Origin of the sequence: Pseudomonas sp. UBA7530, assembly GCF_002479365.1 — a bacterium.
GTDB lineage: Bacteria > Pseudomonadota > Gammaproteobacteria > Pseudomonadales > Pseudomonadaceae > Aquipseudomonas.
This window is the reverse complement of sequence record NZ_DLMS01000001.1, coordinates 851,905-872,820: the sequence shown is the minus strand read 5'-3', so window position 1 is coordinate 872,820 and position 20,916 is coordinate 851,905. Positions and strand designations below refer to the sequence as shown.

The window sequence follows — 20,916 nt, the reverse complement described above, 5'->3', positions numbered from 1 at the left end:
TAGTTACCGCAGGAGGATCAAGCCTGAGGCTTGACCTCTTCCTTGTCGGCTGGCGTCTCTTCTTCCGGCTGCGCTTGCTCTACCGCTTCGCTCACGTTTTGCTCGCGGACGATAGGAGTGGCTTCGGCTTCGGCGACTGGCTCGACCGCAGGAGCGGTTTCGACTGCAGTGGCTTCGGTTTCTGCCAGGGGGCTCGCTTCAGCGGCCGGAGCGGCTTCGACTACCGGAGCAGCCTCTACAGCCGGGGCTGCAGCAGCGGCCTGGGCAGCTTCGCGAGCCAGGCGCTCGGCTTCACGCTGACGACGACGCACTTCACGCGGATCGTTCGGTGCACGGCCAGTGGCATTTGCCGGAACCGGTGCGGCAGCAGGCGCTTGCTCGACCGGCGCCGGAGCAGGCTCCTGGGCGACTTCGACCGTCGGCTCAGCTTGAGTGGCCGGCTCGGCGAGTGGCACTTCAACGGCAGCAGGGGTTGCGACTGCGGCCGGGGCTGCTTCAGCTTGCTTCTCTACGACCGGAGCGGTTTCGATCACTTCGCTTACGCTAGCCTCGGCTTGCGCCTCGACCGCTTGAGCGGCAGGGGTCTCTTCAGCCTGGGCAGTCGGTGCTGCAACGGCCGGGACTTCGCTGATCGGAGCTTCGCTGGCAACGGCTTCGCTGCTGTCGACGCTTTCTGCGACCACGGCGGCAGCAGTCGCTACGGCAGCTGGAGCGGCTGCTTGAGCTTCGTTACCTGCGGCTTCGCTGTTCTCGGCGCTTTCGATCAGGTTGCCATCGGCATCACGCTGACGCTCGCGACGGTTGCTGCGGCGACGCTGACCACGGGAACGGCGACGCGGACGTTCACCGTCGTTGTTGTCCTGCTCGTCATCCTGCAGCTGTTCTTCGTTTGGCAGGGCTTCGTCCTGCAGAGCCTCGGCCTGCTCGGCACGCGGCTGACGCTCTTCGCGCGGCGGGCGTTGACGCTCCTGGCGCTCGCCACGGGGCTGACGCTCGGCGCGCTCTTCGCGTTGCTCGTTACCGGCGGCGTCCAGCGGCTCACGCAGCTCGCGCACGCGCTCTTCACGCGGAGCACGCTCTTCGCGTGGCTTGCGCTCGCGGCGGTTCTCCTGGCCTTCACGCGGCTCGCGCGGGGCACGTTCTTCACGCGGCTGACGCTCTTCACGCGGCTGGCGTTCTTCGCGTGGCTCGCGAGTCTGGCGCTCTTCGCGCGGGGCGCGCTCTTCGCGGGACTTGCGCTCGTCATCGCGGCGACCGCCACGGTTGCGGCTCTGCTGACGACCGTTGCGGCGTTCTTCGCGCGGCGGGCGCTCGCTGCTCTTTTTCTCGGCCACGGCTGGCTGAGCTTCTTCTTCCTTGCCGGCAAACAGGCTGACCAGGGACTTCACCAGGCCTTTGAACAGGCTCGGCTCAGGTGCCTTGGTCGGAGCCAGTGGAGCCGGTTGCGGCTCGGCGGCGACCGGAGCGCTGCTGCGCGGGGCGGCCTTGATCGCGGCTTCCTGGCGAACCAGGGTGCGCGTGGCGGCGGCCGGGTGAGCGGCAGCTTCTTCGTTTTCTGCGGTGGCGGCGATTTCGTAGCTGGTCTGGCCGCTCAGCGCTTCCGGGCTGTCGTCACGCAGGCGCTGCACTTCGAAGTGCGGGGTTTCCAGGTGATCGTTCGGCAGGATCACGATGCGCGCACGGGTGCGCAGTTCGATCTTGGTGATCGAGTTGCGCTTCTCGTTGAGCAGGAAGGCGGCGACCGGGATCGGCACCTGGGCACGAACTTCGGCGGTGCGGTCCTTCAGCGCTTCTTCTTCGATCAGGCGCAGGATGGCCAGCGACAGGGATTCGACGTCGCGGATGATGCCTTGACCGTTGCAGCGCGGGCAGACGATGCCGCTGGTCTCGCCCAGGGACGGACGCAGACGCTGACGGGACATTTCCAGCAGGCCGAAGCGCGAGATGCGACCGACCTGAACGCGGGCACGGTCGGCTTCCAGGGCTTCACGCACCTTCTCTTCGACGGCGCGCTGGTTCTTGGCCGGGGTCATGTCGATGAAGTCGATGACTATCAGGCCGCCGATGTCGCGCAGGCGCAGTTGGCGGGCGATTTCCTCGGCTGCTTCCAGGTTGGTCTGCAGCGCGGTTTCCTCGATGTCGCTGCCCTTGGTGGCACGCGCCGAGTTAATGTCGATGGAAACCAGGGCTTCGGTCGGGTCGATGACGATGGAGCCGCCGGACGGCAGCTTCACTTCACGCTGGAAGGCGGTTTCGATCTGGCTTTCGATCTGGAAGCGGTTGAACAGCGGCACGCTGTCTTCGTACAGCTTGATCTTGCTGGCGTACTGCGGCATCACCTGCTGGATGAAGCTCAGGGCTTCTTCCTGGGCTTCGACGCTGTCGACCAGCACTTCGCCGATGTCCTGGCGCAGGTAGTCGCGGATGGCGCGGATGATGACATTGGATTCTTGGTAGATCAGGAAGGGGGCAGGGCGGCTGGTGGAGGCTTCCTTGATGGCGCTCCACAGTTGCAGCAGGTAATCGAGGTCCCACTGCATTTCTTCGCTGGAGCGACCGAGGCCGGCGGTGCGGACGATCAGGCCCATGTCGGCCGGAGCGTTGAGGCCGTTCAGCGCTTCGCGCAGTTCGTTGCGCTCTTCGCCTTCAATGCGACGGGAGATGCCACCGGCGCGCGGGTTGTTCGGCATCAGCACCAGGTAACGACCGGCCAGGCTGATGAAGGTGGTCAGGGCTGCGCCCTTGTTGCCGCGTTCTTCCTTCTCGACCTGGACGATGACTTCCTGGCCTTCCTTGAGCACGTCCTTGATGTTGACGCGGCCGCCTTCGGGGGCCTTGGAGAAGTATTCGCGGGAGATTTCTTTGAGGGGGAGGAAACCGTGACGTTCGGAGCCGAAGTCGACGAAGGCTGCTTCAAGGCTGGGTTCGACGCGGGTGATGCGGCCTTTGTAGATATTGGCCTTCTTCTGTTCGCGGGCGCCGGACTCGATGTCCAGATCGTAGAGTTTTTGGCCATCTACCAGGGCAACACGCAACTCTTCGGGCTGAGTTGCGTTAATCAGCATTCTTTTCATGTGGTACCAATGGGTTCCGGGGCTGCCGGAAGCCACGTTAGGCACACACGACTCTCAGGGTCGGTGTCAGGCGCGTCAGAAACGGTCGTAAATCGTTCCACTGTCTAGCGACGGCCAGCCATATCAGGCCGCGGTCGCGACGGACGTCTCCTGCTTGCTGTGGTGACAGAAGCACTCAGTCAGGAAGAGGAATCAACTGGCGGTAGCGGACGAGATGAGGCGTCTTTGATCAAGCGATGTGCTACGCAGTCCGACAGTTGTACATCTCCACCCTACACGTATCGCTGAAAATCGGGTGCCGCGCGCGGATTCCGCAGCGGTTGTCATTTACCGCGACCGCCCTGCGGGCGAATCGCGCATCATACTCAAGGCTTTATTTCCGAAGTCTTCGTGGCCTTTTGCGGCCTTTCTAACCTGAAGAATCCGTGGGACGGCCTCACGTCCAAGTAAGGTTTGCGCGGGCAGGGGATGGCAAGTTTGGCGATCATCCGCAAGCCAGGCCGCTTTTGGCGGCGTTCGCGACTATAGCAGCAATGATTAAGTGCTTCAATTCCATAAAAAATTGTTATGATTGCGCGATGACTACTCCTGCCTCTCCAACCTCCGGCGTCCAGCTGATCGAGGTTGCACCGGAACTCGCCGGCCAACGCATCGACAATTTCCTCCGGGCGCAGCTCAAGGGCGTGCCCAAGACTCTGATCTACCGCATCCTGCGCAAGGGCGAAGTGCGTGTCAACAAGGGGCGGATCAAGCCCGAATACAAACTCCAGGCTGGCGATGTGGTGCGTGTGCCGCCGTTGCGCCTTGCTGAGCGCGACGAGCCCGAGCCGCTGGCGCAGGGGCTGCTCGAGCGTCTCGAGGCGGCCATCGTTTACGAGGACAAAGCACTGATCGTGCTGAACAAACCGGCCGGCATCGCCGTGCATGGTGGCAGTGGCTTGAATTACGGGGTGATCGAGGCCTTCCGTCAGCTGCGCCCTGATGCCAAGGATCTGGAGCTTGTTCATCGCCTGGATCGCGATACGTCCGGTCTTCTGATGATCGCCAAGAAGCGCAGCATGTTGCGTCATCTGCATGAGCAGCTGCGAGGCGATGGCGTCGACAAGCGCTACATGGCGCTGGTGCGCGGCCACTGGGCGACAGCCAAGAAGCAGGTCAATGCGCCGCTGCAGAAGAGCAACCTGCGCTCCGGTGAGCGCATGGTCGAGGTCGATGGCGAGGGCAAGGAGGCACTGACGCTGTTCCGCGTGCTGCGCCGCTTCGGTGATTTCGCCACGCTGGTCGAGGCCAAGCCGGTAACCGGTCGCACCCACCAGATTCGTGTGCATGCCAAGCATGCCGGGCACTCCATCGCTGGCGACTCCAAGTACGGTGATGACGACTTCACCCGTGAGATTCGCGAGCTGGGCGGCAAGCGCCTGTTTCTGCATGCCTACGAATTGCATGTGCCGCTGCCTGAAGGTGGGGTGCTGAAGCTCGAGGCGCCAGTGGACGAAGTGTGGGCCAAGACCCTGGAGCGGCTCAGTGCCTGACTATCAACTGCTGATCTTCGACTGGGACGGCACGCTGGTGGATTCCATCGGCCGTATCGTCGAGGCCATGCACCGTGCTGCTGATGTGGTGGGTGTGCCACGCTGCACCGATGTCGCGGTGCGCGGCATTATCGGGCTGGAGCTGGGCGTGGCGATTCGCACGCTCTATCCGGAACTCGATGAATCGTTGCGTATCGAAGCCATCCGTAGCGCCTACAGTGAGCAGTATCTGGCTCTGGAAACCGAGCCGTCGCCGTTGTTCGATGGTGTGAGCGAGTCGCTCGAAGCCTTTCGCGAGCAGGGTTATCAATTGGCTGTCGCGACTGGCAAGGGGCGCAAGGGGCTGCATCGGGTGCTGGCCGACAAGGGTTGGCTGGATTATTTCGATATCACCCGTTGCGCTGACGAGACGGCGAGCAAGCCCGATCCGCTGATGCTGCACGAGATTCTTGCGCATTGCCGGGTGCAGCCTGAGCACGCGCTGATGGTCGGAGATTCGACCTTCGATCTCTTGATGGCGCGCAATGCGGGGATGGACGCGGTTGCGGTGGGTTTTGGTGCGCAGCCGCTGTCACTGTTGCGTGACTGTTCGCCGCGCCTGGCGATCAACGAATTCAATGAGCTGCGTACATGGCTGGATGGCCATCGCGCGCAGCGTTCTGCAGAGGTGAGTGAGCATGTCGGATGAGTGGAAGTCATCGTCTTCTTCGGGCGAGGATGCCAAGAGCTGGAAGCTGCTGGAAAAAGCCCTGCTGTCCAGTGTTCAGGAGCAGCGCCGCTCGCGTCGCTGGGGCATTTTTTTCAAGCTGCTGACCTTTATCTATCTGTTCGGTGCATTGGCACTGGTGTTGCCGGCGCTTGATCTGAAATCGGCCTCGACCACCACCGCCCATACGGCGCTGATCGAAATTCGCGGCATGATCGCTGATCGCGAGGAGGCCAGTGCCGACAAGGTCGTGGGTAGCCTGCGTGCGGCTTTCGAAGATGCCAATACTAAGGGCGTGATCCTGCGCATCAACAGCCCGGGCGGTAGTCCGGTGCAGTCCGGCTATATCTATGACGAGATTCGCCGCCTGCGCGGCGAGCACCCGCAGACCAAGGTCTATGCGGTGATCAGTGACCTCGGTGCTTCCGGGGCTTACTACATCGCCAGTGCGGCCGATGAGATCTATGCCGACAAGGCCAGCTTGGTCGGTTCCATTGGTGTTACTGCGGCCAGTTTCGGCTTCGTCGAGACCATGGAGAAGCTGGGTGTCGAGCGTCGCGTCTACACCTCGGGTGAGCACAAGGCATTCCTCGATCCGTTCCAGCCGCAGAAGGAAGAGGAAACCCGCTTCTGGAAAACCGTGCTCGATACCACTCATCGTCAGTTCATCGACAGTGTGAAGAAGGGGCGTGGTGATCGTCTCAAGGTAGACGAGCATCCCGAGTTGTTCTCGGGGTTGGTCTGGTCTGGCGAGCAGGCGCTGCAGCTTGGATTGGTCGACGCGCTGGGCAGTGCCAGCTACGTGGCGCGTGAAGTGATCGGCGAGAAGGAAATGGTCGATTTCACCCAGCGTGACACGCCGTTCGACCGCTTCGCCAAACGTCTGGGCACCAGCGTGGCCGATCGCATTGCGTTGTGGATGGGCTTCCAGGGGCCGACGCTGCGCTGATTCTGTAGGAGCGAATTTATTCACGAATAAAATCGCTCCTGGCAGATATTGGCGGGTTGCACCCGCCCTACGGAATCTCCACGCCTTCGTTCAGCAGCATATTCACCAGGCGGATCAGTGGCAGGCCGATCAGGCTGGTGGAATCTTCCCCTTCGGTGCTGCGGAACAGGGTGATGCCCAGACCTTCTGACTTGAAACTGCCAGCGCAATCGAATGGCTGCTCGCGCTGCAGGTAGCGCAGGATCTGCTCGTCGCTCATTGAGCGGAAATGTACGGTAAAAGGCACGCAGTCGACCTGGCACTCGCCGCTGCTGGCGTTGAGTAATGCCAGGCCGGTCAGGAAGGTGACACTGCTGCCGCTGGCGGCGCGCAGTTGCTGCTGGGCTCTTGGCAGGTCGTGGGGTTTACCGAGTATTTCGCCGCTGCCGAGCACGGCGACCTGGTCCGAGCCGATGATCAAATGGTCTGGGTGGCTATCGGCGAGAGCGCGGGCCTTTTCTTCGGCCAGGCGTTTGACCAGATCGATGGCCGCTTCGTCCTTTCGTCGGCTTTCATCAATGCTAGGCGACTGCCAGCTAAAGGGCAGTTGCAGGCGTTCGAGCAGCTCGCGGCGATAGGGTGAGCTGGAGGCGAGCAGCAGCGCGGGCATGTTCTCTTCCTTTATATAGGTGGGTGGGAAATTCTACTGATCCGCTACTTGTGGGTGCCTCTAAAAACGTAGGCGAGGCAGTCGGCGCAAGGCAAAAAGCAGGCGAAAAAGCGCAGTTTACGCGCTGTAAATGAGCATTTTGAGCCTGTTTTTAACGCCGCGATAACAACGCAGGTAGTTTTTAGAGGTGCCCCTGAAGACAGGCCGAATTTCCTTTGACATGGGCAGGGCGCATCCCTAGAATGCTGCGCCTATGTTGAATGGGCCGATTCCACCTCACGTTGATCCGCGCAAGCTCGCCGACCGCGAAGCTACCCTCGAAGGGCAGCTCGAGCTGGCCAGCCTGCCGCGTCTCTGCGACCCGCTTGCCGATACGGCGGGCACGGTGCAGGCGAAATTTCATTTCGCGCGTGACGAGCAGAAAACTGTGGTGATCCGCAGTGAGCTCGAGGTTGAGGTCAAAATGGTCTGCCAGCGTTGTCTGGAGCTGGTCGCGCTACCCATCCGCAGCGAATGTGAATACGCGGTGGTTCGGGTTGGAGCGAACACTCAGTCCTTGCCGAAGGGCTACGACGTGCTGGAAGTGGGTGAAGAGCCGCTGGAACTGCTTGGTCTGGTCGAGGATGAATTGCTTCTCGCCCTGCCGATCGTTCCTGCTCATGCCCCAGGTGATTGCCAGCAGCCGGACGGTCTCGATGAGCCCGAGCCGGGCGAGGACGAGGTATCGCGGTCCAACCCGTTCAGTGTATTGGCGCAGTTAAAGCGTGACCCAAACGTTTAGGAGTTAATGAGTTATGGCTGTTCAGCAGAACAAAAAATCCCGTTCCGCCCGCGACATGCGTCGTTCGCACGACGCTCTCGAGGCCAGCACCCTGTCCGTAGAGAAGAGCACCGGTGAAGTTCACCTGCGCCACCACGTTTCTCCGGAAGGCGTGTACCGCGGTCGCAAAGTGATCGACAAGGGCGCTGACGAGTAATCCTTGTCCGCCTCGATCATCGCGATTGATGCAATGGGTGGGGACTTCGGTCCCCACTGCATTGTTCCGGCCTGCATTTCTGCGCTGGCCGAATTCCCCTCGCTGCACCTGGCCCTCGTCGGCCAAGCTCCCCTCATCGAAGAACAGCTCGCTCGCCAGTCCGGCGTCGATCGCTCGCGCCTGCAGGTTCATCACGCCAGTGAAGTGATCGCCATGGACGAGCGTCCGGCCCAGGCCTTGCGCGGCAAGCCGGATGCCTCAATGCGTGTGGCGCTTGAGCTGGTGCGCCAGCGTCAGGCACATGCCTGCGTCAGTGCCGGCAATACCGGTGCGCTGATGGCGTTGTCGCGTTATGTGCTCAAGACCCTGCCGGGGATTGATCGACCGGCGATGGTCAGCCCGATTCCGACCGAGCGTAGTCACTGCTACCTGCTGGATCTGGGTGCCAACGTCGACTGCAGTGCCGAGCACCTTTACCAGTTCGCGATTATGGGCGCCGTTGCCGCGGAAACGCTGGGCATCAATCGACCTCGGGTCGCCTTGCTCAATGTCGGTACCGAGGACATCAAGGGCAATCAGCAGGTCAAGCTGGCGGCCAGTCTGTTGCAGCAGGCGAGCGGGCTGAATTTCATCGGCTATATAGAAGGCGACGGGGTGTACCGTGGCGAAGCCGACGTGGTGGTGTGCGACGGCTTCGTCGGCAACATCCTGCTCAAGTCCAGCGAAGGTCTGGCGAAGATGATCACCGGGCGGGTCGAGACGCTGTTCAATGATGGCCTGTTCGCTCAGGCCATCGGTGCGTTGGCGATGCCTTTGTTGCGCCGTCTCAAGGCCGACCTGGCGCCGGCCCGGCATAACGGCGCGAGCTTTCTCGGGCTGCAGGGCATCGTGGTCAAGAGTCACGGCGCGGCGGGGCTGGAGAGCTTTCAGAGCGCGATCCGCTGTGCGCTGCGTGAGGTGCAGGAAAATTTGCCGCAGCGACTGCATGGTCGACTTGAGAACTTGTTGCTGTAGACTCGTCGCGTTTTCAGGGCGCCTCTAAAAACTACCTGCGTTGCCATCGCGGCGTTAAAAACAGGCTCAAAATGCTCATTTACAGCGCGTAAACTGCGCTTTTTCGCCTGTTTTTTGCCTTGCGCTGGCAGCCTCGCCTACGTTTTTAGAGGCGCCCTTCAGGGTATGGGCTGCGGCGGAATGTGACCGCGGCACGCAGCCTGTCATCCAACTGTCAGTTTGCTGCGCCAGGCTCGCCTGGCGCTGGTTTTTCGACTCAAGGGACTTATTCATGTCTGCATCCCTCGCATTCGTCTTTCCCGGTCAGGGTTCGCAAGCCCTGGCCATGCTCGCCGATCACGGTGCCCAGCAGAAGCTGGTGCTCGATACCTTCGGTGAAGCCTCTGAAGCACTCGGCTACGACCTCTGGGCACTGACCCAGCAAGGCCCGGAAGAGCAACTGAACCAGACCGACAAGACTCAGCCGGCCATCCTCACCGCTTCCATCGCCCTATGGCGCCTGTGGCAGGCCGAGGGCGGCGCCAAGCCGGCGTTCGTCGCCGGCCACAGCCTGGGTGAGTACTCCGCTTTGGTCGCTGCTGGCAGTATCGGCTTTGCTGACGCCGTGAAGCTGGTGGAGCGTCGTGGTCAGCTGATGCAGCAAGCTGTCCCGGCCGGGCAGGGCGGTATGGCCGCTATCCTCGGCCTTGAAGATGCCGACGTGCTGGCCGCCTGCGCCGAAGCGGCGCAAGGTGATGTGGTCAGTGCAGTGAACTTCAATGCCCCCGGCCAGGTGGTGATCGCTGGTAGCGCCGCTGCCGTCGAGCGTGCCATCGAGGCGTGCAAGGCCCGTGGTGCCAAGCGCGCCATGGCGCTGCCGGTCAGCGTGCCGTCGCACTGCGCGCTGATGAAGCCGGCCGCCGAGCGTTTCGCCGAATCGGTCGAGGCGCTGAACTGGCAGGCGCCGCAAATCCCGCTGGTACAGAATGTCAGTGCGGCCGTGGTATCCGACCTGGCCACCCTGAAGGCCGACCTGTTGGCGCAGCTATACAGCCCGGTTCGCTGGGTAGAGTCGATGGTGCGTCTGTCCGAGCAGGGCGTGACCGATCTGGTCGAGTGCGGCCCGGGCAAGGTGCTCAGCGGCCTGAACAAGCGCTGCGTCAAAGGCATCAACACTTACAACCTGGATACCCCCGATGCTTTCGCCGCTGCTCGTGCTGCGTTGGCTTGAGAAAGGAGAACGAACATGAGTCTGCAAGGTAAGGTCGCGCTGGTCACTGGCGCCAGCCGTGGTATCGGCCAGGCAATCGCCCTGGAGCTGGGCCGTCAGGGCGCCATCGTCATCGGCACTGCCACTTCGGCATCCGGCGCCGAGCGCATCGCTGCCACGCTGAAAGAACACGGCATCAACGGTACCGGTATGGAGCTGAACGTGACCAGTGCCGAGTCCGTCGAGGCCGTGCTGGGCGCCATCGCCGAGCAGTTCGGTGCGCCGGCGATTCTGGTCAACAACGCCGGTATCACCCGCGACAACCTGATGCTGCGCATGAAAGACGACGAGTGGTTCGACGTCATCGACACCAACCTGAACAGCCTCTATCGCCTGTCCAAGGGCGTGCTGCGCGGCATGACCAAGGCGCGCTTCGGCCGGATCATCAACATTGGTTCCGTGGTGGGCGCCATGGGCAACGCCGGACAGGCCAACTACGCTGCCGCCAAGGCCGGTCTGGAAGGTTTCAGCCGCGCCCTGGCGCGTGAAGTCGGTTCGCGCGGCATTACCGTCAACTCGGTCGCTCCCGGTTTCATCGATACCGACATGACCCGCGAGCTGCCGGAAGCGCAGCGCGACGCGCTGCTGACGCAGATTCCACTGGGCCGTCTGGGTCAGGCCGAAGAGATCGCCAAGGTCGTCGGTTTCCTGGCTTCCGATGGCGCAGGTTACGTCACTGGGGCTACTATTCCGGTGAACGGCGGGATGTACATGAGCTAAAAAGGGCGCCTCCGAATGTCCGGAGGCTCTCGAATGTGACGCGAGCCATCAGAAAACTGTCATAGTGGCTGTCTAAAATCCGTTATAAAGCTGCAACAGGTTTATAGACAGATCGTTGAAGTGTTCCTGGGGGCTCCCCGGCATTCAGCTTGAAATGCTAAAAACCCTTTCTATACACTTGGCCGCTACCAGCTGCCTGGATTTGTCCAATAGGAGTGAAAACAAGGTATGAGCACCATCGAAGAACGCGTCAAGAAAATCGTTGCTGAGCAACTTGGCGTCAAGGAAGAGGAAGTAACCAACAGCGCTTCCTTCGTTGAAGACCTGGGTGCCGACTCTCTTGACACCGTTGAGCTGGTGATGGCTCTCGAGGAAGAATTCGAGACCGAGATCCCGGACGAGCAAGCTGAGAAGATCACCACCGTTCAGGAAGCCATCGACTACGTGACTGCCCACGCGCAATAAGTCACAGTCAGCTTTCTGACCGAGAAAAGCCGCACTGCCCTAATCAGGCGTGCGGCTTTTCTTTAGGCTATGTCGAAGCTACCTTTATGCCCTGATCCGGCTTCTGTTGGAGCGAATTTATTCGCGATTTCGCGGTTAAATCCTCTCCTGCAAAAGCGGCATGACGTGGACATGGCCTTTATTTACGTGCAAGGCGCATGTGGCGCCTGAGTAGAACAAGAGGAGATTGCTGTGTCGCGTAGACGCGTCGTGGTTACCGGTATGGGCATGCTGTCGCCGCTGGGTAACGATGTGCCGAGCAGCTGGCAGGGCATATTGGCCGGGCGCAGTGGCATCGGTCTGATCGAGCATATGGACCTGTCGGCCTACTCCACCCGTTTTGGCGGGTCGCTCAAGGGCTTCAACGTCGAGGAGTACCTGTCCGCCAAGGAGGCGCGCAAGCTCGACCTGTTCATCCAGTACGGTCTCGCTGCCTGCTTCCAGGCCGTGCGTGATTCCGGGCTGGAAATCACCGACGCCAATCGTGAGCGTATCGGTGTGGCCATGGGCTCCGGTATTGGCGGCCTGACCAATATCGAGAACAACTGCAAATCGCTGCACGAGCAGGGGCCGCGGCGCATTTCGCCGTTCTTCGTCCCGGGCTCGATCATCAACATGATTTCCGGCTTCCTGTCGATCCACCTGGGGCTGCAGGGGCCGAACTACGCCATCGCCACGGCGTGCACCACCGGCACCCATTGTATCGGCATGGCCGCGCGCAATATCGCCTATGGCGAAGCTGACGTCATGGTAGCCGGCGGCGCCGAGATGGCAGCCTGCGGCCTGGGCATGGGCGGCTTCGGCGCGGCGCGCGCGCTGTCGACGCGCAACGACGAGCCGACCAAGGCCAGCCGTCCGTGGGACAAGGGCCGTGACGGTTTCGTCCTGTCCGACGGCTCCGGCGCCCTGGTGCTGGAAGAGCTGGAACACGCCAAGGCGCGTGGCGCCACCATCTATGCCGAGCTGATCGGCTTCGGCATGAGCGGCGACGCCTTCCACATGACTTCGCCGCCCGAGGATGGCGCCGGTGCGGCGCGCTGCATGGCGGCAGCTCTGCGTGATGCCGGCATCAACGCCGACCAGGTGCAGTACATCAACGCGCACGGCACTTCGACCCCGGCTGGCGACATCGCCGAAGCCGCGGCGGTGAAGAACGTGTTCGGCGATCACGCCTACAAGCTGGCGGTCAGTTCGACCAAGTCCATGACCGGTCACCTGCTCGGCGCTGCGGGCGCGGTCGAGGCGATCTTCAGCGTGTTGGCGATTCGCGACCAGGTCGCGCCGCCGACCATCAACCTGGACGAGCCGGACGAAGGCTGCGACCTGGACTTCGTCGCGCACCAGGCCAAGGCCATGCCAATCGAGATCGCCCTGTCGAACTCCTTCGGCTTCGGCGGCACCAACGGCTCGCTGCTGTTCCGCCGGTACCACGGCTGATGCAGGGCTGGGTCAACGGCGCGCCCGGCGAGCAGTTGTCGGTTCGCGACCGTGGCCTGGCTTACGGCGATGGTCTGTTCGAGACCATCGCCGTGCGTGGCGGGCGTATCCCGTTGCTGGCGCGGCATATGGCGCGCCTGGCCGATGGCTGTCGGCGTCTGTCCATTCCTCTCGATCTGCCGCAGATGGAAAGCGAGTTGCAGGCCTTTGCCGGGCAACTGGGCGATGGTGTTGCTAAGCTCGTCGTCACCCGTGGCGAGGGGCAGCGCGGTTATGCGCCGCCACAACCCTGTCAGCCGCTGCGCATCCTGCAGGCGGCGCCGCTGCCGCAGTATCCCGCTGTGCATGCCGAGCAGGGCGTGCGTCTGTTTCCCTGCGAGACGCGTCTGGCCGAGCAACCCTTGCTGGCCGGTCTCAAACATCTCAATCGCCTGGAGCAGGTGCTGGCGCGTGCCGAATGGCAGGACGCCGAGTGCGCCGAGGGTCTGATGCGCGACAGCCATGGCCGGGTCATCGAAGGCGTTTACAGCAACCTGTTTCTGGTCATCGAAGGCGGGCTGGTGACGGCCGATCTGTCGCGCTGCGGCGTGGCCGGGGTGATGCGCGCAGAGCTCCTGCAGCAGGCGCAAATGCTCGGACTGGCCATCGAGTTACGCGATATTTCCTTCGAAGAACTGCTGAGTGCCGATGAAGTCTTTCTCTGCAACAGCCTTTACGGCATCTGGCCTGTACGGGCGCTGCAAGAGCGACACTGGTCGGTCGGGCCGCTCACCCGTAAACTGCAGGCCATCGTCTGCGACCTACTGAGTAAATAACTGGTGCTACGCAAGATCTTGGTGCTGCTGGAGTGCGGCGTGTTGCTGGCTGCGCTGCTGGTTGTCGGTGCCGCCTGGCAGCAGCACAGAGCGCTGGAACAGCCTCTGCATCTGACTGAAGAAATGCTCCTGGAGGTGCCATCCGGCGCCACCCCGAGCGGCCTGCTCAACCGTCTGGAAGCCGAGGGTGTGATCGACAACGCGCTCTGGCTGCGCCTTTACTGGCGTTTCAATCTGCGTGCTCCGGCCATGCACAGCGGCGAATACCGCCTGCTGCCCGAGCACAGCGCGCGGGACATGCTCGGCCTGTGGCAGCGCGGCGAAGTGGTGCAGTACAGCCTGACCCTGGTTGAAGGCTGGAACTTCCGCCAGGTGCGTGCCGCCCTGGGGCGTCAGGAGCGCCTGGAGCAGCGCCTGGCCGATCTTAGCGATGCCCAGTTGATGGAGCGTCTGGGCCTGGCCGGGCAGAACCCCGAAGGGCGCTTCTTTCCCGATACCTATCGCTACGTGCGCGGCATGAGCGACGAAGACCTGCTCAAGCAGGCCAATGCACGCCTTGAAGCCGTGCTGGCCGAAGAGTGGCAGAAGCGTGCCGAGGGTTTGCCCTACCGCGAGCCCTATGACGCGCTGATCATGGCCTCGATGATCGAGAAGGAAACCGGTGTGCCCGAAGAGCGCGGCGAGATCGCCGGCGTGTTCGTCCGTCGGTTGCGCATGGGCATGCGTCTGCAGACCGACCCTACGGTGATCTACGGCATGGGCGAGCGCTATAACGGTCGTATCACCCGTGCAGACCTGCGCACTCCTACCCCCTATAACACCTACACCATCGACGGCATGCCGCCGACGCCGATCGCCATGGTCGGCCGCGAGGCGATCAATGCCGCGCTCAACCCGCTCGATGGCACCACCTTGTATTTCGTCGCGCGAGGCGACGGCAGCCACGTGTTCTCCAACACCCTGGCCGAGCACAATCGCGCCGTGCGCGAATACCAGCTCAAGCGTCGCGCCGACTATCGCTCCAGCCCCGCGCCCCGCGCGGCGGCCGAAACTGAATAAGGGCAATCCGTGACCGGTCTGTTTATTACCCTGGAAGGCCCGGAAGGCGCTGGCAAAAGCACCAATCGCGAGTATCTGGCCGAGCGCCTGCGCGAGCGGGGCATCGACGTACTGTTGACCCGCGAACCCGGCGGCACGCCGCTTGCCGAGCGGATTCGCGAGCTGCTGCTGGAACCCAGCGACGAACCGATGGCGGCCGATACCGAGCTGCTGCTGGTATTCGCTGCCCGTGCCCAGCACCTGCAACAGGTCATTCGCCCGGCCTTGGCCAGGGGCAGCGTGGTGCTGTGCGACCGCTTCACCGACGCCACCTATGCCTATCAGGGTGGCGGGCGCGGACTGTCGATCGAGCGCATTGCGCAGCTGGAGCAGTTCGTCCAGGCCGAGCTGCGCCCCGACCTGACGCTGATTTTCGATCTGCCGGTTGAGATCGGTCTGGCGCGCGCCGCGGCTCGCGGGCGTCTGGATCGCTTCGAGCAGGAAGGCCGTGGTTTCTTCGAGGCCGTACGCCAGGCCTACCTGCAGCGCGCCGCGCAGGCGCCGCAGCGCTATCGCGTGCTGGACGCCGGACAGGCCCTGGCGCAGGTGCAGGCCGATATCGACGCCTTGCTGCCGAGCCTGTTGGAGGCCTGCCGTGGCTGAGGTCTATCCCTGGCAACAAACGCTCTGGCAGCAACTGGCCGGCCGCAGCCAGCATGCCCATGCTTACCTGCTGCATGGCCCGGCCGGGATCGGTAAGCGCGCGCTGGCCGAGCGCCTGATGGCGTATCTTCTCTGCCAGAGCCCGAGCGGCCTGGACGCCTGCGGCAGCTGCAAATCCTGTCACTTGCTGGCCGCCGGTACCCATCCGGACAATTTCGTCCTCGAACCCGAGGAGGTAGAAAAGCCGATCAAGGTCGATCAGGTGCGTGAGCTGGTCGATTTCGTGGTGCAGACCGCTCAGCTCGGTGGACGCAAGGTGGTGCTGCTGGAGCCGGCCGAGGCGATGAATCTCAATGCCGCCAACGCGCTGCTGAAAAGTCTGGAGGAGCCGTCTGGCAATACCGTGCTGCTGCTTATCAGCCACCAGCCCAGCCGCCTGTTGCCGACCATCAAGAGCCGCTGCGTGCAGCAGGCCTGCCCATTGCCGAACGAGGCGATGAGCCTGGCCTGGCTGGCCCAGGCGCTGCCTGAGCTGGGAGACGATGAGCGCCGCGATCTGCTGACACTCGCGGCGGGTTCGCCACTGGCGGCCGTGCGCCTGCAGGCGCAAGGTGTGCGCGAGCAGCGTGCGCAGGCCGTGGAGGGGGTGAAGAAGCTGCTCAAGCAGCAGGTTTCGCCGAGCCAGTTGGCGGAAAGCTGGAACGCACTGCCGCTGAATCTGCTGTTCGACTGGTTCTGCGATTGGGCGCAGCTGATTCTGCGTTATCAGCTGACCAGGGACGAGGAGGGCCTGGGCCAGGCCGATATGCGCAAGGTAGTGCAGTATCTGGCAGACAAAACGCCGCAGGCCAAGGTGCTGGCAATTCAGGAATGGCTGCTTGGCCAAAGGCAGAAGGTGATCGGCAAGGCCAACCTCAACCGTGTGCTGCTGCTGGAAACCTTGCTGGGGCAATGGGTTGCTCTGCCTGCGCAGCAGCGCAGCTGAACCTCGGCTGACCGGATTCGGCAGGGCGTCACATTCTGCTGGCTGCGCGCCACCCGGTGGTTTGCGCCGGAGTATGAACAGGCCCTAGAATCAAGCATTAAGCAATAAACGCCAGGAATGTGCTGATGAGCCTGCCACCCAATCTGGGGCCCCGTAACGGAATTCTGTCCCTGACCATCAAGGACAAGTCCGTGCTGTACGCGGCCTACATGCCTTTCATCAAGAACGGCGGGCTGTTCATTCCCACCAACAAGAGCTACAAGCTCGGCGACGAAGTGTTCATGCTGCTCAACCTGATGGACGAGCCGGAGAAGATTCCGGTAGCCGGCAAGGTAGTGTGGATCACCCCAAAGGGTGCCCAGGGCAACCGCGCCGCCGGTGTTGGCGTGCAGTTCAACGACGGTGACAACACCGCGCGCAACAAGATCGAGACCTATCTGGCCGGCGCGCTGAAATCCGACCGCCCGACCCATACGATGTAACTTTTTGGCCGCGAACTCCAATCGTCGCGGCTAAAGCCCCTCCCACGACCAGGCACCTGCCGCTTTCGATTACAATTCGGGCTTTCCTTTTGCCCGAGTTCTCCCGCTGTGCTGATCGACTCCCATTGCCACCTTGATCGTCTCGACCTCGCTGCCCATGGCGGTTCGCTGGATGCTGCCTTGGAGGCAGCGCGTACCGCTGGCGTTGGCCACTTCCTGTGCATCGGCGTAAGCGCTGACAACGCTGCTACGGTCAAGGGCCTGGCTGAGCGCTACGCCGATGTCGACTGCTCGGTGGGCGTGCATCCGCTGGATCTCGAGCCTGGCGCGGAGCCGGCGCTGGACTGGTTACTGGGGGAGCTGGCGCATCCTAAGGTGGTCGCCATTGGTGAAACCGGCCTGGATTACCACTACGAGCCGGAGTCTGCTGCGCTGCAGCAGGCGTCCTTCCGCCTGCATCTGGAAGCGGCACGCATCACCGGCAAGCCGGTGATCGTGCATACCCGCGAGGCTCGCGCCGATACCCTGGCGCTGCTGCGCGAGGCGGCGCTACCGCAAGCCGGTGTGCTGCATTGCTTCACGGAAGATTGGGAGATGGCCAAGGCGGCGCTGGATATCGGTTTTTATATCTCACTGTCGGGCATCGTCACCTTCCGCAACGCCGAGGCGCTGCGCGAGGTTGCCCGCCAAGTGCCGGCCGACCGCCTGCTGGTGGAAACCGACTCGCCTTACCTGGCGCCCGTGCCGCATCGCGGCAAGCCCAACCTGCCGCAATACGTCCGCGAAGTGGCCGAGTACCTGGCGGTACTGCGCGGCGTCAGTTACGAGGCGCTGGCCGAGCAGACCTCGAGCAACTTCAAGCGCCTGTTCCCGTTGGCCAGCGTCGCCTGAATCCGGGTTACGGTTCGCGCTTCTGGTCGTAGGCCAGGCAAAAAAAACCCGGATTCTGGGGGATGAATCCGGGTCAAGACCATTAGGAGTAAATCAAGGTACGCGGTCCACGGTACCTTGGCTGGCGGGGCACTTGGGGGGAGATGCCGCACACCAGTAGTTCCAGTATTGGCCATCGGTGGCCAGCGTCCAGGCCGGATTGAACGTTTTTTAAACAGATTTGGAATACCGCGGCTGCTGCTGAGTCCTCACCCTCTTGCCAACTGGGTTAGGAGGCTCAAGGTTTCTTCGATCACCTGCTCGCTGGTGTAGAAATGCGGCGACAGGCGCACCCCCGGGCCACGCTGCACGCAGATCACCTGTTCATCGCGCAGGCGCTGGTACAACGCCGCGTTGTCCCAGCCCGCCAGGCTGAAGTTGAAGATGCCGGCGCGGCGCGCAGGCGCGAGTGGGCTATGGATGACCGCACCGGGCAATCCACGAATGCCGTCGTTCAGGCGCTGCACCCGTTCTGCCAGCAATGCGCCGACGGTTTCCATGCCGACTTCCTCCAGCAACGACAGGCTCGCCTCCAGGGCGAAGGCGCCAAGCATGTTCGGGCTGCCGCATTCGAAGCGCCGGGCACTGCGTGCCGGTTGCCAGTCCTGGCGCGTGTAGTCGCCGGCATGCTCCAGCATGTGCCAGCCGTACTCGTGCAGCTGCAGCTGATCACGCACCGCCGTGCGGCAATAGAAGACCCCTAGCCCCTCCGGGCCGAGCATCCATTTGTGACCGTCGGCCATCGCGAAGTCGCAGTTGTAGGCCTGCACGTCGAAGGGCAGGGCGCCCAACTGCTGGATGGCGTCGATGCAGTACAACACGCCATGCTGGCGGCAGCTGCGACCGAGGCGCGGCAGATCCAGGCGCAGGCCGCTGGCAAATTGCACGGCGCTGACCGACAGTAGGCGAGTGCGCGGGGTGAAGGCTGCGAGCAGGGCTGCTTCCGGGTCATCACCCTTGAGACTGACTTCGATCACCTCCACGCCCTGGGCTGCCAGCGCCAGCCAGACGATGCGGTTGGAGGGAAATTCCTCGTCGCTGATGATCACCTGGTCACCTGCCCGCCAGTCCAGGCCGAAGGCCACGAAGGAGAGCGCTTCGGAGGTGTTCTTGACCAGTGCGATATCGCCGGTGCTCGGTGCGTTCATCAGGCGCACCAGGCGTTCACGTAGGCTACGCTCCAGTTTCAGCCAGTCGGGATAGTCACGTGCGCCGCTGGTCATGTTCGCTTCCGAGAACCTCCGCACCGCTTCAGCACTGCGTTTCGGCCAGGGAGCGACCGCTGCGTGGTTCAGATAACGCAGTCCATTTTCCAGGGGAAACTCATCATGAAACACGTACATGGTCGGATGATCCGTGCAATTTGGCCGCATTTGGGCATAATAGTCGGCTTCGATTTTTGACCCCGCAGTCCCTTTATGCAGAAAGAACCCCGTAAGGTCCGCGAATTCCGTCGCCGCGAGCAAGAGATTCTCGACACCGCGCTGAAACTCTTCCTCGAACAAGGAGAAGACAGCGTCACCGTCGAAATGATCGCTGATGCGGTCGGTATCGGCAAAGGCACCATCTACAAGCACTTCAAGTCCAAGGCGGAAATCTATTTGCGCCTGATGCTCGACTACGAGCGCGATCTCAACGAGCTGCTGCATTCGGCCGATGTGGACCGGGACAAGGAAGCGCTGTCGCGTGCCTACTTCGAATTCCGCATGCGCGATCCGCAGCGCTATCGCCTGTTCGACCGCCTGGAAGAGAAGGTGGTCAAGGGCAACCAGGTGCCGGAAATGGTCGAGCAGCTGCACAAGATCCGTGCGTCCAATTTCGAGCGCCTGACCCAGCTGATCAAGGACCGTATCGCCGAAGGCAAGCTGGAAGACGTGCCGCCATACTTCCATTACTGCGCCGCCTGGGCGCTGGTGCATGGTGCCGTGGCGCTTTACCACTCGCCGTTCTGGAGCAATGTGCTCGAGGATCAGGAAGGGTTCTTCCAGTTCCTCATGGACATTGGCGTGCGCATGGGCAACAAGCGCAAGCGCGACTGACCCCCGGCGGGTTCGTTGCCGGGGCGACACCCACCCGCGGCAAATGCGACCCCGCTCATTCAGCTGGCCGATGGTCCATGCGTCCTGGCCGGTTACGGCGATATACTCCGGTCATCCATCACGGAGTACGCCATGATCGTTGATCGCCAGGGCAGACGCTTTCGCAACCTTCGCGTCAGCCTGACCGCCGCCTGCAACTACGCCTGCACCTACTGCGTGCCGAACGGCAAGCGCCTGGTCGCCGCTCAGGACGAGCTCTCCGCCGACGCCATGGCACGCGGTGTTGCCTACCTGATCGAAGCGGCCGGCATCGAACGCCTGCGCATCACCGGTGGCGAGCCGCTGCTCAGTACGCGTCTGGAGCCTTTCCTGCATCAGGTCAGCCAGCTCGGCCTCGATGACATCAGCCTTACCACCAACGGCCAGTTGCTCGAACGTAAGCTGGCGCTGCTGGTTGAATGCGGTATCCGCCGTTTGAACGTTTCCCTCGATACCCTCGATGCCGAGGCTTTTCGCGGCATCGCCCGTGGTGGCGACCTGGCCACCGTGCTGGCCGGGATGGAAGCGGCGCGTGAAGCCGGGATGAAAATCAAGGTCAACATGGTGCCGCTGCGCGGGCAGAATCTCGATCAGGTGCTGCCACTACTGGACTATTGTCTGGAGCGTGGCTTCGAGCTGCGCTTCATCGAGCTGATGCGCATGGGCCATCTGGCGCGTGAACCCAATGCCTTCAACCAGCAGTTCGTCGGTCTGCCGGAGCTGCTCGAATTGATCGGCACTCGGCACCAGTACGCACAGGCCAGCGCCCCTGTAGATGCCACTGCGATGCGCTACGCCATCCCGGGTGTCGGGCATTTCGGCGTGATTGCCAATGAAAGCGTGCCGTTCTGTCGTACCTGCTCGCGCCTGCGCCTGTCCTCCACCGGTTGGCTGCATGGTTGCCTGTCGTCGAGCAATCGCCACTTCATCGGCGACCTGCTGGACAAGCCGCGCCACCAGGCCTTGCCGGCGCTGCAGCGTCTGCTGATCAAGGCACTGGGCGACAAGCAGGACCTGGCATTCTCCGGTGGTGTGACGGTGATGAAGATCATCGGCGGCTGAGTCATCGCCGTGTGGCTCGGCAGTCACACCACGGCCGGATAGACTGTGCGGG

At 62.6% G+C, this 20,916-nt stretch carries 22 protein-coding genes; 18 read left to right on the top strand and 4 right to left on the bottom strand.

Annotation, left to right across the window (positions count from 1 at the left end; genetic code table 11):
• Nucleotides 1-17: 17 nt before the first annotated feature.
• Entirely contained in the window at nt 18-3,074 is a 3,057-nt protein-coding gene (gene rne, locus B2U07_RS04160) for a ribonuclease E (protein ID WP_275544600.1), read from the bottom strand.
• Between the two features lie 578 nt (nt 3,075-3,652).
• Here rne and rluC point away from each other — a divergent pair.
• Genes rluC through sppA form a run of 3 tightly spaced genes read left to right on the top strand, consistent with a single transcriptional unit; the run spans nt 3,653 to nt 6,261 of the window.
• Nucleotides 3,653-4,606, top strand: a complete 954-nt coding sequence (gene rluC, locus B2U07_RS04155; protein ID WP_275544601.1) for a 23S rRNA pseudouridine(955/2504/2580) synthase RluC — start codon at nt 3,653-3,655, stop codon at nt 4,604-4,606.
• Nucleotides 4,599-5,294 (top strand): HAD-IA family hydrolase, encoded by a 696-nt coding sequence (locus B2U07_RS04150; RefSeq protein ID WP_197855917.1) that lies wholly within the window; start codon nt 4,599-4,601, stop codon nt 5,292-5,294. Before rluC ends, B2U07_RS04150 begins: the two co-directional genes overlap by 8 nt.
• Nucleotides 5,284-6,261, top strand: a complete 978-nt coding sequence (gene sppA / locus B2U07_RS04145; RefSeq protein ID WP_275544602.1) for a signal peptide peptidase SppA — start codon at nt 5,284-5,286, stop codon at nt 6,259-6,261. The genes B2U07_RS04150 and sppA overlap by 11 nt, the downstream gene beginning before the upstream one ends.
• A 67-nt stretch (nt 6,262-6,328) precedes the next feature.
• Here sppA and B2U07_RS04140 read toward each other — a convergent pair whose 3' ends face one another.
• The gene (locus B2U07_RS04140) at nt 6,329-6,910 is read right to left on the bottom strand and encodes a Maf family protein (RefSeq protein ID WP_275544603.1); all 582 of its coding nucleotides are present in this window, start codon (nt 6,908-6,910) and stop codon (nt 6,329-6,331) included.
• 253 nt (nt 6,911-7,163) lie between these two features.
• Here B2U07_RS04140 and B2U07_RS04135 point away from each other — a divergent pair, with 253 nt between their 5' ends.
• Genes B2U07_RS04135 through plsX form a run of 3 tightly spaced genes read left to right on the top strand, consistent with a single transcriptional unit; the run spans nt 7,164 to nt 8,901 of the window.
• A complete protein-coding gene (locus B2U07_RS04135; protein ID WP_013714813.1) occupies nt 7,164-7,691 on the top strand; it encodes a YceD family protein in 528 nt (175 codons plus the stop codon).
• 13 nt (nt 7,692-7,704) lie between these two features.
• Complete coding sequence (gene rpmF, locus B2U07_RS04130) at nt 7,705-7,887, top strand: 50S ribosomal protein L32 (RefSeq protein ID WP_003245185.1); 183 nt, start codon at nt 7,705-7,707, stop codon at nt 7,885-7,887.
• A 3-nt stretch (nt 7,888-7,890) separates the two neighbouring features.
• The gene (gene plsX / locus B2U07_RS04125; RefSeq protein WP_275544604.1) at nt 7,891-8,901 is read left to right on the top strand and encodes a phosphate acyltransferase PlsX; all 1,011 of its coding nucleotides are present in this window, start codon (nt 7,891-7,893) and stop codon (nt 8,899-8,901) included.
• Between the two features lie 75 nt (nt 8,902-8,976).
• Here plsX and B2U07_RS04120 read toward each other — a convergent pair whose 3' ends face one another.
• Nucleotides 8,977-9,174 carry a hypothetical protein gene (locus B2U07_RS04120; protein WP_275544605.1) on the bottom strand — a complete coding sequence of 66 codons (198 nt, stop codon included), beginning with the start codon at nt 9,172-9,174 and terminating at the stop codon, nt 8,977-8,979.
• On the opposite strand from B2U07_RS04120, the gene fabD reads away from it, so the two are divergent.
• The 10 genes from fabD to B2U07_RS04070 all read left to right on the top strand — a co-directional run bounded on the left by fabD (nt 9,173) and on the right by B2U07_RS04070 (nt 17,685).
• On the top strand, nt 9,173-10,111 hold the full coding sequence (gene fabD / locus B2U07_RS04115; protein WP_275544606.1) for an ACP S-malonyltransferase: 939 nt from the start codon (nt 9,173-9,175) through the stop codon (nt 10,109-10,111). The two genes, B2U07_RS04120 and fabD, sit on opposite strands and share 2 nt — an antisense overlap.
• A gap of 15 nt (nt 10,112-10,126) precedes the next feature.
• Entirely contained in the window at nt 10,127-10,870 is a 744-nt protein-coding gene (fabG, locus tag B2U07_RS04110; RefSeq protein ID WP_197855912.1) for a 3-oxoacyl-ACP reductase FabG, read from the top strand.
• Nucleotides 10,871-11,098: 228 nt separating this feature from the next.
• The gene (acpP, locus tag B2U07_RS04105; RefSeq protein ID WP_003245177.1) at nt 11,099-11,335 is read left to right on the top strand and encodes an acyl carrier protein; all 237 of its coding nucleotides are present in this window, start codon (nt 11,099-11,101) and stop codon (nt 11,333-11,335) included.
• 231 nt (nt 11,336-11,566) lie between these two features.
• The gene (fabF, locus tag B2U07_RS04100) at nt 11,567-12,811 is read left to right on the top strand and encodes a beta-ketoacyl-ACP synthase II (RefSeq protein ID WP_197855911.1); all 1,245 of its coding nucleotides are present in this window, start codon (nt 11,567-11,569) and stop codon (nt 12,809-12,811) included.
• On the top strand, nt 12,811-13,626 hold the full coding sequence (gene pabC / locus B2U07_RS04095; protein ID WP_275544607.1) for an aminodeoxychorismate lyase: 816 nt from the start codon (nt 12,811-12,813) through the stop codon (nt 13,624-13,626). The genes fabF and pabC overlap by 1 nt, the downstream gene beginning before the upstream one ends.
• A gap of 3 nt (nt 13,627-13,629) precedes the next feature.
• Complete coding sequence (gene mltG, locus B2U07_RS04090) at nt 13,630-14,685, top strand: endolytic transglycosylase MltG (RefSeq protein ID WP_275544608.1); 1,056 nt, start codon at nt 13,630-13,632, stop codon at nt 14,683-14,685.
• A gap of 9 nt (nt 14,686-14,694) precedes the next feature.
• On the top strand, nt 14,695-15,327 hold the full coding sequence (gene tmk, locus B2U07_RS04085; protein ID WP_275544609.1) for a dTMP kinase: 633 nt from the start codon (nt 14,695-14,697) through the stop codon (nt 15,325-15,327).
• Nucleotides 15,320-16,312: a DNA polymerase III subunit delta' gene (locus B2U07_RS04080; protein ID WP_275544610.1), complete on the top strand. Its 993-nt coding sequence runs from the start codon at nt 15,320-15,322 to the stop codon at nt 16,310-16,312. The genes tmk and B2U07_RS04080 overlap by 8 nt, the downstream gene beginning before the upstream one ends.
• Nucleotides 16,313-16,437: 125 nt before the next feature.
• Nucleotides 16,438-16,794: a PilZ domain-containing protein gene (locus B2U07_RS04075; RefSeq protein ID WP_003245164.1), complete on the top strand. Its 357-nt coding sequence runs from the start codon at nt 16,438-16,440 to the stop codon at nt 16,792-16,794.
• Between the two features lie 108 nt (nt 16,795-16,902).
• Nucleotides 16,903-17,685, top strand: coding sequence for a TatD family hydrolase (locus B2U07_RS04070; protein WP_296275955.1), 783 nt, complete (start codon nt 16,903-16,905; stop codon nt 17,683-17,685).
• A gap of 248 nt (nt 17,686-17,933) precedes the next feature.
• Here B2U07_RS04070 and B2U07_RS04065 read toward each other — a convergent pair whose 3' ends face one another.
• The gene (locus B2U07_RS04065; protein ID WP_275544612.1) at nt 17,934-19,067 is read right to left on the bottom strand and encodes an aminotransferase class V-fold PLP-dependent enzyme; all 1,134 of its coding nucleotides are present in this window, start codon (nt 19,065-19,067) and stop codon (nt 17,934-17,936) included.
• 75 nt (nt 19,068-19,142) lie between these two features.
• On the opposite strand from B2U07_RS04065, the gene B2U07_RS04060 reads away from it, so the two are divergent.
• Nucleotides 19,143-19,763 (top strand): TetR/AcrR family transcriptional regulator, encoded by a 621-nt coding sequence (locus B2U07_RS04060; RefSeq protein ID WP_197855904.1) that lies wholly within the window; start codon nt 19,143-19,145, stop codon nt 19,761-19,763.
• Nucleotides 19,764-19,895: 132 nt separating this feature from the next.
• A complete protein-coding gene (locus B2U07_RS04055; protein WP_275544614.1) occupies nt 19,896-20,864 on the top strand; it encodes a GTP 3',8-cyclase MoaA in 969 nt (322 codons plus the stop codon).
• Nucleotides 20,865-20,916 lie beyond the last annotated feature (52 nt).

Excerpts from the sequence above, each read along its gene's own strand:
- B2U07_RS04075 (WP_003245164.1), top strand. The coding sequence starts at position 16,438 with ATGAGCCTGCCACCCAATCTGGGGCCCCGTAACGGAATTCTGTCCCTG.
- B2U07_RS04140 (WP_275544603.1), bottom strand. The coding sequence starts at position 6,910 with ATGCCCGCGCTGCTGCTCGCCTCCAGCTCACCCTATCGCCGCGAGCTG.
- rluC (WP_275544601.1), top strand. The coding sequence starts at position 3,653 with ATGACTACTCCTGCCTCTCCAACCTCCGGCGTCCAGCTGATCGAGGTT.
- rpmF (WP_003245185.1), top strand. The coding sequence starts at position 7,705 with ATGGCTGTTCAGCAGAACAAAAAATCCCGTTCCGCCCGCGACATGCGT.
- acpP (WP_003245177.1), top strand. The coding sequence starts at position 11,099 with ATGAGCACCATCGAAGAACGCGTCAAGAAAATCGTTGCTGAGCAACTT.
- B2U07_RS04065 (WP_275544612.1), bottom strand. The coding sequence starts at position 19,067 with ATGTACGTGTTTCATGATGAGTTTCCCCTGGAAAATGGACTGCGTTAT.
- sppA (WP_275544602.1), top strand. The coding sequence starts at position 5,284 with ATGTCGGATGAGTGGAAGTCATCGTCTTCTTCGGGCGAGGATGCCAAG.
- rne (WP_275544600.1), bottom strand. The coding sequence starts at position 3,074 with ATGAAAAGAATGCTGATTAACGCAACTCAGCCCGAAGAGTTGCGTGTT.
- pabC (WP_275544607.1), top strand. The coding sequence starts at position 12,811 with ATGCAGGGCTGGGTCAACGGCGCGCCCGGCGAGCAGTTGTCGGTTCGC.
- fabD (WP_275544606.1), top strand. The coding sequence starts at position 9,173 with ATGTCTGCATCCCTCGCATTCGTCTTTCCCGGTCAGGGTTCGCAAGCC.
- fabG (WP_197855912.1), top strand. The coding sequence starts at position 10,127 with ATGAGTCTGCAAGGTAAGGTCGCGCTGGTCACTGGCGCCAGCCGTGGT.
- B2U07_RS04060 (WP_197855904.1), top strand. The coding sequence starts at position 19,143 with ATGCAGAAAGAACCCCGTAAGGTCCGCGAATTCCGTCGCCGCGAGCAA.
- B2U07_RS04120 (WP_275544605.1), bottom strand. The coding sequence starts at position 9,174 with ATGAATAAGTCCCTTGAGTCGAAAAACCAGCGCCAGGCGAGCCTGGCG.
- B2U07_RS04055 (WP_275544614.1), top strand. The coding sequence starts at position 19,896 with ATGATCGTTGATCGCCAGGGCAGACGCTTTCGCAACCTTCGCGTCAGC.
- B2U07_RS04135 (WP_013714813.1), top strand. The coding sequence starts at position 7,164 with ATGTTGAATGGGCCGATTCCACCTCACGTTGATCCGCGCAAGCTCGCC.